Genomic DNA, 13195 nt, shown 5'->3' on the forward strand with positions numbered 1-13195 from the left:
CCGTCACCAAGGCGATCCAGTCAGTCGACCCCACCGCCAGGGTGGAGACGAATCCGGAGGCGCGGGCGGTCAAGGTTGAGACGACTGCTAGTGCGGGGGCTATTCAGCAGGTTCTCGAAGAAGCCGGCTATCCTGCAACTGTAAACTGACCAGGAGCTGCGTCATGAACAAGCTCACCCCGATCTTCATTGCCGGCGCGTTCGTCATTGCTGGCGGACTCGCCTACGCACAGTCTCAGATGGACGAGCAAGGCCAAGGAGCGACCATGAATCACGGCGAACATGCCGGACACGGCGCCACCCCGCCTTCGGATAACCCTGTCATTCGCGCCTACCAGCAAGTCAACGACAAGATGCATGCCGATATGGCGATCGAGTTTACGGGCGATGCGGATGAGGATTTCATGCGCGGCATGATCTCCCATCACCAGGGCGCCATCGACATGGCTCGTGTCGTTCTCGAACACGGATCAGACCCCGAGGTGCGAGCACTTGCTGAGGAGGTCATCTCCGCCCAGGAGGCGGAAATCGCGCAGATGCAGGAATGGCTGGCCAAGCGCAGCCAATGAGACGGTGAAGGGCGGATCAATTCCGCCCTTTTCCTTTGCCGGTCATCAGCACGAGGACGGTTGCCACCGCGAAGGCGACAAGCGCCCCATCGGTGCGCCTTCGGTCAAGGCAAACGGCTCGCGTGGACGCTGAACCACGTCTGGAACCCTGTTTCGATAATGGTGATGCGTCCGCGGCCTCGACCAGGGATAACAGCGTATCGGCCAGATCCCTGACCGCAAGCAACCCGACCCGAAGCTCTCCAACTGCGGCGATCAGATTCTCGGCTCTGATCTTCATGTCCATCTCCTTCGTTTGGCCCTCCAAGATGAGGGTTCCAACCATTGGAAGGTCAACCCCACTGATGATCGCGACAATGGTGCAAAGCAGACAGAAAGCGCCGGCGAGATTTTTTGATCGGAGGGAACCAAGATGGCTCTCGAACCTTAAATATACCCATACGGGGTATTTTACGGCCATGTGCCAGAAGGACAACAAAGCCCTCCGCGCGAGGCTCAAGCGAATCGAAGGACAGGTGCGAGGGGTCAGCCAGATGGTGGCCGATGACCGTTACTGCATCGATATCCTGCATCAGATCCACGCCATCAAGGCGGCGCTGGCCAAGGTCGAGACCGAAATCCTCAAGACCCACGCCGCTTGCTGTGTCGAGGAAGCGATAGCGGCAGGTGATGCGGACGCGCAACGCCGCAAATTCAGCGAGTTGGTCGAGGTGTTCGCAAAAGCAAAACTCTGAAATCGAAGGACTGACGACATGGCCACTTCCACCGCAAAACGCGCCGACCTGCACAGGATGGTGACCCACGAACATACCTGTCCCTACGGTCTCAAATCGCTCGACCTCCTGAAACGGCAGGGCTACGAGGTCAACGATCATGAGCTGACGTCGCGCGCCGAGATCGATGCTTTCAAGAAAACGCACGGCGTCGACACCACACCGCAGACCTTTATCGGCGGCAATCGCATCGGCGGCTACGACGATCTTCTCGCCTTCTTCGGCAAGGAGGTAAAGGACAAGGACGCCACCACCTATACGCCGGTGATCGCGTTGTTCGCGATGGCTGCGTTGATGGCGCTAGCGACGAGTTGGGCCGCGTTCGGTACCCTTGCGACCGTTGCGGCGGCAGAATGGTTCATTGCCATCGCCATGTGTCTGCTCGCCCTGCAGAAGCTCAAGGACGTGGAAAGCTTCGCTACCATGTTCCTCAACTACGATCTGCTCGCCCAGCGCTGGGTGCGCTACTCCTACGTCTATCCGTTCGCCGAAGCGCTGGCGGGCATCCTGATGATGGCCGGCGCGCTGATGTGGCTGTCGATCCCCGTTGCCCTCTTCATCGGCACTGTCGGAGCCGTATCGGTCTTCAAGGCGGTCTATATCGACAAGCGCGAACTCAAATGCGCCTGCGTTGGCGGTGACAGCAACGTTCCGCTCGGCTTCGTCTCGCTGACGGAGAACCTGATGATGGTCGGCATGGCGATCTGGATGCTACTCAAGCCCATGGGCATCGGTCTCGGACATTAAGCGAAAACCAAGGAGCCACGAGATGACCCAATCGTCCCATAATGGCAAGCACGAACACGCCGATCACGGCGAAGGACGTCCCTACCTAATGTTCTGGATCAACATGGCGCTCGGCCTGATCGTCATGTACGTCGTCATGTTCTCGATGATCGACGGATTTCAAGATTTCCGAAACAATCTCAACATGTTCTACATGGCCGTGACCATGTGGGCGCCGATGGGCATCTTCATGCTGGCAACGATGCCCGGCATGTTTCCGCGAAAAGGGCTCAATATCACCCTCTACGCCGTCTTCCTCGTCTTGACGATCGCCTCATTCGCAGCCACACGAAGCCAAACCCTGATCGGTGACGGGCAGTTCATCGATTCGATGATCCCGCACCACTCGGGCGCGATCCTCATGTGCCGGGAAGCAGACCTGCGCGATGCTGAATTGCTGACGCTTTGCGAAGAAATCATCGCAGCCCAGCGCAGCGAGATCGAGCAGATGGAGACAATTAAGGCTCGTCTCGATCAAAGGCCCTAAGACCTGTTGCCTTGCCCAATAGCGTCCGAGAATGGCAGGTTCAATGAGGATTGCATGACAAAACATCATGAGGATGGTCGCAGCTTCGTCACGGTCGTCAGCAAAAGCCAGCCGTGCCGGACCTGCGGCGGCTATTCGAGACCTTGAATGCCGCTCACGAGGGCTTCTCTTGAGATCTCGCCCATGTGTACCGATTGCAGCGTCCCGTCGCTCTTGAGGAACAACGTAGCCGGCAGGCCCGGTACCTCGTAATGACGACCGAACTCACCGAGTCCGTCGAGCACCACATGCTCAAGCTCGAGATTCTCGGCTGTGAGGTAGCGCTGAATGATCTCCTGGCCTTCACCTTGGTTGACGAAGACAAGTTCGGCAGCGTCCGTATTTGCGGCAACGTCCGCCATCATCGGCAGTTCACGACGGCACGGCGGGCACCACGTCGCCCACAGGTTGATGACCACCGGTTGGCCTTCGAGTCCACTTGGATTGAACCGTTCACCGGCCAGCGTGCGGTAAATGCCTCCGGTTGGCAGCGGGGTCGCCGGCGCGCCGGCGGTGAGCTGCAGCACGAAGAACGCGACATAGGCCGCAGCGGCGCTCGGCAGGGCCGTCCACAATGTGAGCCGCAATTCGCGCCGGAAGCGAAAGAACGTGTGGGCGAACGCCAGCGCAATGCCGGCTTCAATCATGAAGCCGCCCTGCCACATGTAGAATACGCGCAGCGGCTCGGCGAGGAAACTGCTCGCGTGCTGGATGACGTGCCCGACGCGTGCGCCGACCACGAAAGCGACGGTCGCGCCCCAGGCCCAGGACGAAAAGCGCTGATCGACCCTGCGGGCGAGGATCTCGCTCAGCAGGAGAAAGGCGGCGATGGCGAGGATCGCGGCGAAGCGGTCGGGTGCGAAGACGAAAGGCCCGATGGCGACTGCGTTCATCTCACTGCCTCGCCTGAGAGACCGATGTCAGCAACGTATCGGTTGTCACATCGCCGATGAGGCGGGAGCCGTTTGCCTCCGAGGCATTTCGGTTGAAGAAGATCATGGTCGGTGGGCCGACCACAGCAAGATCGCGCATCAGGCCCTGACTGACCTCATCCAGTGCGGTCAGATCCACCTTGACACGCTGGAAGTCGTTCAGTGCGGCAACGATTTCCGTGCTCGAAAAGACGTCGCGTTCGATCGTCTTGCAGATGACGCACCAGTCGGCCGTGAAATAGACCAATGTCGGACGTCCGTTGGCAGAGGCAATCGCTTGCTCGACCTGCGGCGTCGAGTTTGCCTCGATGAATGTCATCTCGGACTGGGCGATCTGCTGGCCTGAACCGGTCGTGACGAAGTGGGCGAGCGGGCGCAGCGGGTCGGTTCCGCCCGACGCAGCCCCGATTGCCAGAAACACGCTGCCGAGGGAAACCCCAAGTCCGGCGGCTTTGCGGAAACGTGGCCAGGCACCCGCATCGGCCAGGAGCCGATCAGCGACGCCGATGAAGACCGCAACAATCAAGAGGAGGCCCGCCCAAAGCGCCAGCGTCACTTGCGGCGGCAGGATTCGGGAGACCATCCAGATCGCCGCGCCGAGAAAGACGAAGCCGAACGCGTATTTGACCTGCACCATCCACGCCCCCGCACGCGGCAGAGCGCGGCTCCCCATCGTGCCAAATGCGATCAGCGGAATGCCTTGGCCGAGCCCGAGGGCGAACAGCGCACTCGCGCCGATCCAGGCATCGCCCGTATGTGCGATATAGAGAAGTGCCGCCGCGAGCGGCGCGGTGACGCAGGGACCGACGATCAGCGCGGAAAGGAAGCCCATTCCGGCGGCTCCGCCCACCGAGCCGCGCGTGCCGGCCTGTACCCCTGCCATCCGGCTGGCCCAGGTGGTCGGCAGTTGCAGTTCGAACAGGCCGAACATCGCCGTCGCCAGCACCACGAACAGCGCTGCGACGGCGCCAATGGCGTATGGCGATTGCAGCACCATCTGGAGGTTTTGGCCAGACCACGCGGCGACGACGCCAAGCATGCCAAACGCTGCGGCCATCGCCAGCACGTAGGCCAAAGACAGGATGAAGCCGCGCCGGGCCGTCAATGCCTCGCCCTCGCGCGCCAGGGTCGCGCTGAGGATCGGATACATGGGCAGCACGCAAGGCGTAAAGGCGAGCAGAAGCCCGAAGGCGAGGAAGCTCACGATCACCCAGATCGCACCGCCGCTGGCGAGAAGCGAGCCGACCATGCCACCGCCCTGCGTGTCCTCGGCCAGGTTGAAGCTGCCGCTTCCCGTCCCTCCGGCAGGGGCGGCCGGAGTTGTAGCTATGCCAAAGCCCACAACGGGTTCGGAAACCTGAAGGTTTGCCGTGTTGATCGTCAGGGTCAGCGGCGGATAGCAGATCGAATCCTTTTTGCAGCCCTGATAGGTGACTGCGACCTGCCCGGGCGCTTCGACGCCAAGACGTGCCACCGCTTCAAGATAATAGACCTCCGAAGGGCCGAAGTTGGCATCCCCTGTCTCCACGACGCCTGGTCGAGTCGAAAGCGGGACCGGCTCGCCGGTCGCGGCATCCTTCGCTTCCAGATGGTCGCGATAGAGATAATAGCCTCCCTCGATCTCCCAACGGAGCTGGATCTGCTGATCCGCATTCCGCTCAACCGAGAAACGGAAGGCTTCCTCGGCTTGCAGGAGATCCTCCTGTTGCGCCGCGGCGGGCAGCGACAGGAAGACGAAGAACAGGACGGCAAGGAGGCGGAGTAAGGGGATTGAGGACATGCAATTACTCGGATGATCGCGATCGGGGGGGAGTATCAGGACGCTTTGCGAGCGTCTGCGACAACTTGGCGGAAGCCGTCCTCGTCGAGGGCGGAGGCGACGAGAAACCGACCGATCAGAAACACAGGCGTGCCGCGCAGGCCCAGCCCCTCGGCCTGCGCGTTGTTGCGCTGAAGCAAGGCGGTGATTTCGGCGTCACGGCGGTTGGCTTCGGTCTCAAGACCCGCCATGTCAAAGCGAGCGCCTTCCAATGCCTGTCGCATCCGCTCTTCCGGAACCCGCGAGCCTTCGACACCCATCAGCGCCAGATAGGCATCCTCGTAGCGGTTCTGATACCTGGCCGCCAACGCCAGCTTTGCGCCATAGACGGACGACTGCGCGAGGATCGGCCAGTCCTTATAGACGTGGCGCACATTGCCGTCCGATTCCAGCACAGCGTTCAGCGGCTCGACGGTGCGCTTGCAGAACGGGCAGTTGTAGTCAAAGAACGAGACGATCGTCAGGTCGCCATTCGGGTTGCCGCCGACCGGCGCCTCCGGGTCGTTCAGGATCATCTCGGCTGACATGTCGTCGGCACGCACGGGCATGGCAAGGCCGGCGGCAGCGAGCGCCGCCAACCCCGAAAGCAAGGTCCGCCGGCTCATCGCACTGCGAAATGGCGGCCCACCGATAGAAAAGGGAAGAAGTGTGGATGTGCGGTGGCGCCGATCGTGCATGGTCAAAGCTCCAGATCATGGATATTGGAGCGAGCACACTCTCCCGAGCTTAAGGCAGCCTTAAGGATCCATCGATCCGAAGATGCGATGGCAGGTTATCCAGACTACGGACTATCGGATGAACGGCCGCAATCGGCGCATGAGATCACGCCTGCTGAACGATCCGACCGAACGGGTGCCGTCGTACTCCCGTCCGGTGGCTGCATCCACGATGAAGAATGTTGGCGGGCCGCTCGCTCCAAGGTGGGATAGGAGCTGGCGATTTCCCTCGTCCATTGTCGTGACGTCCACCCTGACGAGAGGCAAAGCCTCAAGGTGTTGTAGCACAGCGGGATGGGCGAGGATTTCCCGCTCAATACGGTGACACACTGCACACCAGTCCGCACGGATGTCGATGAGCGCGAAGCTATGTGTTCGTGCAACCTGCTCCAGCCTCTCCCCGTGGGAAGCGACGTCCGTGACCATATCAGCTGGATTGGCGGCGGCCATCCCTATGGGAGCCGTCAACAATCCTACCGGTACCACCAGGCCCCCGAGCAGAAGCTCGCGGCGGATCCATTGGCCATTCTTGCGTTGAGCATCAGCATCGATGCCGCATCCAACACCTTCCGCGGACGCTACGGCGTTGTTTCTTAAAAGTCGCGTCCGCATCCTCGTCTCCTTCACAGGACCGGCGGCAAAGCGGGCGTTCCTTAAGGCCCGCTTAAGGGCGGAAAAGTGCTCCTCGCCTGCGACGCAAGCCCGCGTTTCCAACAAGGTGCCCCCACCCAATCGAAAACCTGTTCGGCCGGATCACTTGAGCCGCAGGCCGGCGCCTGAAGTCCCCGCCGCATCGTTATCATCGGCCGCGCTTGCCTTAAGCTGCCCTTAAGACAGGCATCGTGCTGTGCGGCTTGATCGATCGCAAAGCAGAGAGCGTATGAAACGTGACTAAGCTACCGACACCCGCAATCGCGCGACGCGCGTTCCTCATTGGTGCCAGTGCAATGACCCTCGCCGGATGCGTTTCCACGAGGCAAACACCGCACGTCGCGCAGCCGGTCGCGACGCCGCCCACGCCGCCGACGCCCCCAATATACTACGCAATGACGAACGAGCGCTTCCCGATCCCGGAAGTCGACGTTTCCAAGGTCGATTCGAAATGGTGGCGGACGGAAGTCGACTATCCGACCGATGAGCGAGCCGGCACCGTCATCGTCGATACGCCAAACCGTTACCTCTACCACGTTCAGCCTCACGGCCGCGCAACCCGATACGGTGTGGGTGTCGGCAGGGACGGTTTTTCGTGGGCTGGCCGAGGGCGTCATATCGCATACAAGCGGGAATGGCCGCGCTGGACACCTCCCGATGAAATGGTTGCGCGCCAACCCGAGTTAGAGCCCTATTCAATCGCCAATGGCGGCATGGACCCAGGGCTGAAAAATCCACTTGGAGCACGCGCCCTCTACATTCATGAAGGAAACCGGGACACGATTTATCGCATCCACGGAAACCCGGAATTCTGGACCATCGGCCAGGCCGTTTCATCAGGATGCATCCGGATGATCAATCAGGATGTCATCCACCTCGCCGACAACGTTCGTGACGGGAGCCCGCTGGTTGTGATAGCAGATCCGGCTATGGGCCATCTTTTGGTGGGATAGCTTCGTCGCGCGGCGAGAAGATCACTCCCTGCGTTGGCGCATCCTGCTGGCACTCCATCTTCTTGAAGATGAGTTGGCTGCGCCCCGCACCATGTATGTGCAACGGGTCACGCGGCGTTCGCCATCACAGCTTGCAGCCCTCCGCAATCGCGATTCTGAAGTCGTAGGTGCCAACCACTCCGCCCGAGCGCCAGTTCGACGATTGCGAGGCCGAGACCGCTGCCGACCGGTACTTTGTTGCGGCCGCGAAAGAAACGTTCGGTGACGCGGGCCAACTCCTCCTCGGGGATACCGGGACCATCATCCTCGATGATAATCTGGCCCTCTTCGGCGCGACCGGCCATACGACACCTGACGACGCCTCCGGGCGGCGAATGGTTCACTGCGTTCTCCATCAGATTCCGGGCAGCAAGAGCAAACAGATCCGGCTCGATGTCCAGCTCGATGCGGTCAAGATCAGGGGAAACCTCGACCGCAACGCCCCTGGTCGGATCTGCTAATTCGTCCGCGAGCGCTCTCAGTATACTCCCGGGCCATACCTTCCCACTACGCTCGCCCTGGTCGAGCGCCTCAACCGCCGACATATCCAGCAATTGCCGAACGAGCCGGCCGGTGCGGTCTACGCCAACCATGATCTGACGCAATGCCTGCTCGCGGATCGTGCCATCGCCGCTTGCAAGCGCGACCTGCGCCTGCGTCTTGAGGCCGGCCAACGGCGTGCGCAGTTCGTGGGCGGCAAAGGCGGTGAAGTTGCGCTCGCGTTCCCGAAGCCCGGCCACGCGTGCAAACAATCCGTTGAGCGACTGCAAGACCGGCGCAATCTCCTTCGCGGTCTGCACGTCCTCGATCGGGCTGAGGTCGGAGGCGGGTCGTGCTTCCAGGTCGCCTGCGATCTTCCTTAGCGGCTCAAGGCCGCGCCTGACGCTGAGCCAGATCAGGACAGCAAGAACCGGCAACATCAGCAGGGCCGGCAGGAGAAGACCGCGGATGACGTCGTTCACCAACCCGTTACGGATACTCAGATTGTCGCCGACCAGAACGCGAACACCGCGCTCGGTATTGGTGATTGCATAAACCCGCCACCGCTCACCATTTATCACGGTTTCGGAGATCCCGTCGGTGTGCTCCGACATTGCTTGATCGGGCGCCGCATCCGATCGCCCGATCAATGTCCCCTGCAGCGACCATATCTGGCACGAAAGCTGGCGGTCATAGGCGCTGTGGCCGCGCACCGGCAGATCGGACGTGATCGTTTGCGTCGGATCGATGGCGATCTCCTGGCTGACGATCAATGAGGAAACCATCCGGCCGGCTTCCATCAGCCGCGCGTCGAGAACCCGTTCCACCTCCGCGCGCGTGGAAAGGAAAATCCAGACGACCGCCGACAGCCAGACGAGACCGGTGGTCAGGGCGAGGATCAGGAACAGCCGTTTGGAGATCGACGGCATCACGGTTCGTCTCCGAGGCGATAGCCGATCCCACGGACGGTCTGGATCATGCCCGGTCCCAGCTTGCCGCGAAGATGATGGATGTGGACCTCGACAGCATTGCTCTCGACCTCCTCCTGCCAGCCGTAAAGCTTCTCCTCGATCTGGCTCCGCGACAGGATCCGGCCGGGATGGATCATGAGGGCATGCAAAATCGAGTATTCGCGCCGCGACAGGCGGATGGGTTCGCCTTGGTGTTCGACATTCTGGTTTGCAGGATCGAGCCGCAGGCCGCGCCATTCGATAAGCGCCTGCGGCCGGCCAGCGGCACGGCGGACGAGCGCGCGCAGCCGCGCCGCGACCTCGTCGAGGTCGAACGGCTTGCCGAGATAGTCGTCGGCCCCCGCATCCAGTCCGTGAATCCGGTCGGCGACCTGATCACGCGCAGTCAGGAGGAGGACGGGCGTGGCGTCCTGCCGTTCCCGCAGGGATTTCAGCACGTCGAGGCCGGAACCGTCGGGAAGCATCAGGTCAAGCACCAGCGCATCGAACTCATGGTTCGTGAGAGCTGCGCCGGCTTCTTCGCAGGTTTTGACCGCATCGGCGGTGAAGCCGCCAATCGAAAGGCCCACCGTCAATCCGTCTCTGAGGACGGCATCATCTTCGACTATCAGCACGCGCATGGTCATCACCCGAGGTTCCAGGTCGCATTTCTATACGAGGCTTAAGGCAGCCTTAAGGATCAAACTTGAGCGCGCTCGATATCGTTCGGGGATTGGGCGCCTGTGATGTACCTCATCTTACCTGAGCCAAGAGTCGGACGTCTTCGAGACTTGGAATCGCGCCGGCAAAAACGCCGTTCTCGCCCTGATCCTTATGGGCATCTCCAGCCCAGCGCCGAAACAAAACGCTGGCATGGCGGCAGTGTACCCGTCATTCCGACCCTCCTGTCCATCGGGCTGTTGCTGGTCGCGGTGAAGGAACTCGCCCGGCCTGAAACGATACGCGGGTCCACTTGTCTGCCCGAGCCAGTTGGGCAATGCGCATTGGAGACGGACTCGAATCAGTTCGGCTCGCCGAGGCATCGTCCGGCTGGTGTTCAGGCGATCATCCCGTCCTGCCTGCTCAGGCGTCATTCGTGTTGACCAGGTGTTGACCAAGCCCAAAAAGGGAAGGGCCACCCGAAGATGGCCCTTACTTAATCCTTTGATTTCCTTTAGAAATCTGAAGAGAGCGAAGGGATTCGAACCCTCGACTCCAACCTTGGCAAGGTTGCTATGCGGCGGCCCGAAACAGCAAGTTATGATGGGTGCGCCCTCCCGCAACCATCTTTACTTGCGACCCCGTAGCCTCACCCGCTGCGGGGTTTTTGCGTTGTGCGGCAATCGTCAGAATGCCAGCCAGATCGCCCTGGACATCGATTTCCATCTTGCCCTCCGCTGGCGTCAGAACGATCTGGTCCACCAGCGAGCGCAGGATGTCTGCCGCCTCGACCCGCTTCTCTTCCTCTTCGTCCTGCAAGGCTGCATAGAGCTGCTGCACCCGCTTGCGGTATTGCAGCGCCATTGAGGGGTGCAGAAGGGGAGGCGGTTCCTCAGCTTCGGACAGGAACAAGGCCAGTTCCTTCTTGCGCTGTTCCAGAAGGACCATCTTGGCGTTGATCGCGTCGGCCGCGCCACCCTTGAGGATCAGGTTGAGCAGCGTGTCGAGTTCGCGGTCGATCTTCGCAATCTCGGCCTCGGCCGCAGCGATGCCCGCGCGGCCTTCCATGCGCAGCCGGTTCATCTCCTGCGTGAACACCTCGCAGAAGCGGGCGAACATCTCCGGGTCGACGAGCCTGGTGCGCAAGGCGTTCAGTACACGCGATTCCAGTTCCTCGCGACGGATATTGGTCCGGTTATCGCAGGTACCTTTGTTCCGTGCCGTCGAGCAGCCGATCAGGGTCGCCGAGATCGCCGAATAGCCGCCGCCGCAGCAGGCGCATTTGGTCAGCCCGGAGAACAGGTACTTCGGGCGGCGGCGGTGGTTCATCTTGCGGACGTCGGCGATGCCGCTCTCGTCCCGCTCGGTCCGCATCTCGCCCTGCCGCGCCTTCACGGAGTTCCAGAGGTCGTCGTCGAGGATGCGCAACTCGGGTGCGTCCTGAATGACCCATTCCGTTTCCGGGTTGGGCCTGGCTTGCCGCTTGCCGGTATCCGGATCTTTGACGAAGCGCTGGCGGTTCCAGACGATCTTGCCGACATACATCTCGTTGTTGAGGATGCCGTTCCCACGCTTCGGGTTGCCGTTGATCGTGCTGAAACCCCAGTCACCACCGGACGGGGCGGGGATGCCGTCCCGGTTCAGAGCGAAGGCGATGGTCTTCGCCGACTTGCCGGCCGCATAGTCGCGGAAGATGCGGCGTACGACCTCGGCCTGCGCCTCGTTGATCCTGCGGTCGCCGCGGATCGGTTCGCCGTTAGCGTCCAGCTTCTTGACCACGTCATAGCCGTAGGCATTGCCGCCGCCTGACTTGCCCGCCTCGACCCGGCCGCGCTGTCCGCGACGGGTCTTGTCGGCCAGATCCTTCAGAAACAGCGCGTTCATCGTGCCCTTGAGCCCGACATGTAGGTGCGAGACTTCACCTTCGGAGAGAGTGAACATCTTCACGTCCGAATAGGACATGCGCTTGAAGAGGCCCGCTATGTCCTCCTGATCGCGCGAAAGCCGATCCATGGCTTCCGCAAGGATCAGATCGAATCGACCGCGCGTGGCGTCGGAAATAAGGGCTTGGATGCCGGGGCGCAGCAGAGACGAACCAGAGATCGCGTGATCGGAATACTCCTCGACGATCTGCCAGCCTTGCTTCTCCGCATGAAGGCGGCACATGCGGAACTGGTCGGCGATCGAGGCGTCGCGTTGATTATCGGACGAGTAGCGGGCGTAGATCGCGACCTTCAATGCACCTCTCCTTTCGGCATCAGGAGGTGCGCTTTCCCCTTCGCCTCGTCATCTTGACTTCTTCCGCGTAACATTCCCGTGCCGCCTGCCGCGCCAGAAAGTCGACCAGACGCAAAAGCCGCGGGTCGGGATCGCCCCTTGGAGTAAAGGTCAGTTCCGGCTCGCCGATGAGCAGGGATTTGAACCGCCCCGGGTTTGCCGGAGGCTCCAACTTCTGAGAAAGTGGAGCCATCATGAGCAAGACAACCAATAAGTTTTCACCTGAAGTCCGTGACCGTGCCATCCGTATGGTGCTGGACCACGAAGCCGAGCATCCATCACGCTGGGCTGCCGTTTCATCTATCGCTGCGAAGATTGGCTGCTCGCCAGCCACCCTGCACGAGTGGGTCAAGAAGACCGAGGTCGACAGTGGTAAACGAGCAGGCCTGCCGAGCGATGTCTCCGAGAAGATGAAGGCTCTTGAGCGGGAGAACCGCGAGCTTCGTCAGGCCAACGAGATTTTGCGCAAGGCGTCGGCCTATTTCGCGATGGCGGAGCTCGACCGCCCCTTCAAGCGATGATCTCGTTCATTGACGAACACCGTGGCGTGTTCGGGGTCGAGCCGATCTGCAGGCTATTGCCGATTGCCCCTTCAACCTATCACGAGAATGTCGCCAAGCGCCGGGACGTGGATCGTCTGTCGATCCGCGCCCGCAGCGATATCAGCCTGAAGATCGAGATACGTCGTGTCTTCGAGCAGAACTATCGGGTCTATGGCGTTCGCAAGGTCTGGCGGCAGTTGAAGCGTGAAGGCTTCGAAGTCGCCCGCTGCACTGTCGCTCGGCTTATGAGATCGATGAGCCTGCAAGGCATTATTCGGGGCAAGCCGATCCGCACGACATTCTCGGACAAGACGGCTCCGAGCCCGCTTGACCGGGTGAACCGTCAGTTCAAAGCCCCTGCACCAAACAGGCTGTGGGTTTCGGATTTCACCTATGGTGCGCCTCGCCCCAGTCGGGGAGGCATATGACTGGAATGCAAAAGAGAAAGGAGGATGTGAGTATTTGCCTGCCCTCTGCTGTAAGGGGGCATGAGCCCAAGCGGCGGTGACCTGCTGTCAACTGG

Annotated in this window: 14 protein-coding genes, 1 tRNA gene, 1 pseudogene and 1 other annotated feature; of the genes and pseudogenes, 6 read left to right on the top strand and 10 right to left on the bottom strand. The window is 61.1% G+C overall.

Annotation, left to right across the window (positions count from 1 at the left end; genetic code table 11):
- Positions 1 to 163 precede the first annotated feature (163 nt).
- Complete coding sequence (gene copM / locus ABWW28_RS26655) at positions 164 to 568, top strand: CopM family metallochaperone (RefSeq protein ID WP_353392825.1); 405 nt, start codon at positions 164 to 166, stop codon at positions 566 to 568.
- A 16-nt stretch (positions 569 to 584) separates the two neighbouring features.
- Here copM and ABWW28_RS26660 read toward each other — a convergent pair whose 3' ends face one another.
- Complete coding sequence (locus tag ABWW28_RS26660) at positions 585 to 848, bottom strand: hypothetical protein (RefSeq protein ID WP_163001344.1); 264 nt, start codon at positions 846 to 848, stop codon at positions 585 to 587.
- A 178-nt stretch (positions 849 to 1026) separates the two neighbouring features.
- Here ABWW28_RS26660 and ABWW28_RS26665 point away from each other — a divergent pair, with 178 nt between their 5' ends.
- From ABWW28_RS26665 to ABWW28_RS26675, 3 genes are read left to right on the top strand one after another with little or no spacing between them, the layout of a single operon-like run.
- A complete protein-coding gene (locus ABWW28_RS26665) occupies positions 1027 to 1302 on the top strand; it encodes a metal-sensitive transcriptional regulator (RefSeq protein WP_028034411.1) in 276 nt (91 codons plus the stop codon).
- Between the two features lie 18 nt (positions 1303 to 1320).
- On the top strand, positions 1321 to 2088 hold the full coding sequence (locus ABWW28_RS26670) for a glutaredoxin family protein (protein WP_122520888.1): 768 nt from the start codon (positions 1321 to 1323) through the stop codon (positions 2086 to 2088).
- Between the two features lie 22 nt (positions 2089 to 2110).
- Positions 2111 to 2614 (top strand): DUF305 domain-containing protein, encoded by a 504-nt coding sequence (locus ABWW28_RS26675; protein ID WP_012092688.1) that lies wholly within the window; start codon positions 2111 to 2113, stop codon positions 2612 to 2614.
- A 131-nt stretch (positions 2615 to 2745) separates the two neighbouring features.
- On the opposite strand, the gene ABWW28_RS26680 is transcribed toward ABWW28_RS26675, so the two are convergent.
- From ABWW28_RS26680 to ABWW28_RS26695, 4 genes are all read right to left on the bottom strand, one after another.
- Positions 2746 to 3546, bottom strand: coding sequence for a TlpA disulfide reductase family protein (locus tag ABWW28_RS26680; RefSeq protein WP_122520887.1), 801 nt, complete (start codon positions 3544 to 3546; stop codon positions 2746 to 2748).
- 1 nt (position 3547) lies between these two features.
- The gene (dsbD, locus tag ABWW28_RS26685; RefSeq protein WP_122520886.1) at positions 3548 to 5365 is read right to left on the bottom strand and encodes a protein-disulfide reductase DsbD; all 1818 of its coding nucleotides are present in this window, start codon (positions 5363 to 5365) and stop codon (positions 3548 to 3550) included.
- Between the two features lie 35 nt (positions 5366 to 5400).
- The gene (locus ABWW28_RS26690) at positions 5401 to 6009 is read right to left on the bottom strand and encodes a DsbA family protein (RefSeq protein WP_122520885.1); all 609 of its coding nucleotides are present in this window, start codon (positions 6007 to 6009) and stop codon (positions 5401 to 5403) included.
- A 183-nt stretch (positions 6010 to 6192) separates the two neighbouring features.
- Positions 6193 to 6732, bottom strand: coding sequence for a thioredoxin family protein (locus tag ABWW28_RS26695; RefSeq protein WP_163001343.1), 540 nt, complete (start codon positions 6730 to 6732; stop codon positions 6193 to 6195).
- A 335-nt stretch (positions 6733 to 7067) separates the two neighbouring features.
- On the opposite strand from ABWW28_RS26695, the gene ABWW28_RS26700 reads away from it, so the two are divergent.
- Complete coding sequence (locus tag ABWW28_RS26700) at positions 7068 to 7724, top strand: L,D-transpeptidase (RefSeq protein ID WP_122520883.1); 657 nt, start codon at positions 7068 to 7070, stop codon at positions 7722 to 7724.
- A gap of 107 nt (positions 7725 to 7831) precedes the next feature.
- Here the strand turns inward: ABWW28_RS26700 and ABWW28_RS26705 are convergent, their stop codons facing one another.
- The 5 genes from ABWW28_RS26705 to ABWW28_RS26725 form a co-directional block, all read right to left on the bottom strand.
- A complete protein-coding gene (locus ABWW28_RS26705) occupies positions 7832 to 9172 on the bottom strand; it encodes an ATP-binding protein (protein ID WP_122520882.1) in 1341 nt (446 codons plus the stop codon).
- Positions 9172 to 9834 (bottom strand): response regulator, encoded by a 663-nt coding sequence (locus tag ABWW28_RS26710; protein WP_012092695.1) that lies wholly within the window; start codon positions 9832 to 9834, stop codon positions 9172 to 9174. Before ABWW28_RS26710 ends, ABWW28_RS26705 begins: the two co-directional genes overlap by 1 nt.
- A 545-nt stretch (positions 9835 to 10379) precedes the next feature.
- Positions 10380 to 10470 (bottom strand) — tRNA-OTHER (locus tag ABWW28_RS26715).
- Positions 10427 to 12091, bottom strand: coding sequence for a recombinase family protein (locus ABWW28_RS26720; RefSeq protein ID WP_353392830.1), 1665 nt, complete (start codon positions 12089 to 12091; stop codon positions 10427 to 10429). The genes ABWW28_RS26715 and ABWW28_RS26720 overlap by 44 nt, the downstream gene beginning before the upstream one ends.
- Positions 12092 to 12110: 19 nt before the next feature.
- Positions 12111 to 12326 (bottom strand): hypothetical protein, encoded by a 216-nt coding sequence (locus ABWW28_RS26725; RefSeq protein ID WP_353392832.1) that lies wholly within the window; start codon positions 12324 to 12326, stop codon positions 12111 to 12113.
- Here ABWW28_RS26725 and ABWW28_RS26730 point away from each other — a divergent pair.
- A pseudogene (locus tag ABWW28_RS26730) lies at positions 12325 to 13073 on the top strand (IS3 family transposase); the annotation flags it as partial. The gene ABWW28_RS26725 and the pseudogene ABWW28_RS26730 overlap by 2 nt on opposite strands.
- Positions 12606 to 12722, top strand: a sequence feature (AL1L pseudoknot). (Overlaps the previous pseudogene by 117 nt.)
- Positions 13074 to 13195 lie beyond the last annotated feature (122 nt).

This window comes from Brucella sp. NBRC 14130, from assembly GCF_040371715.1.
GTDB classification, from domain to species: domain Bacteria; phylum Pseudomonadota; class Alphaproteobacteria; order Rhizobiales; family Rhizobiaceae; genus Brucella; species Brucella intermedia.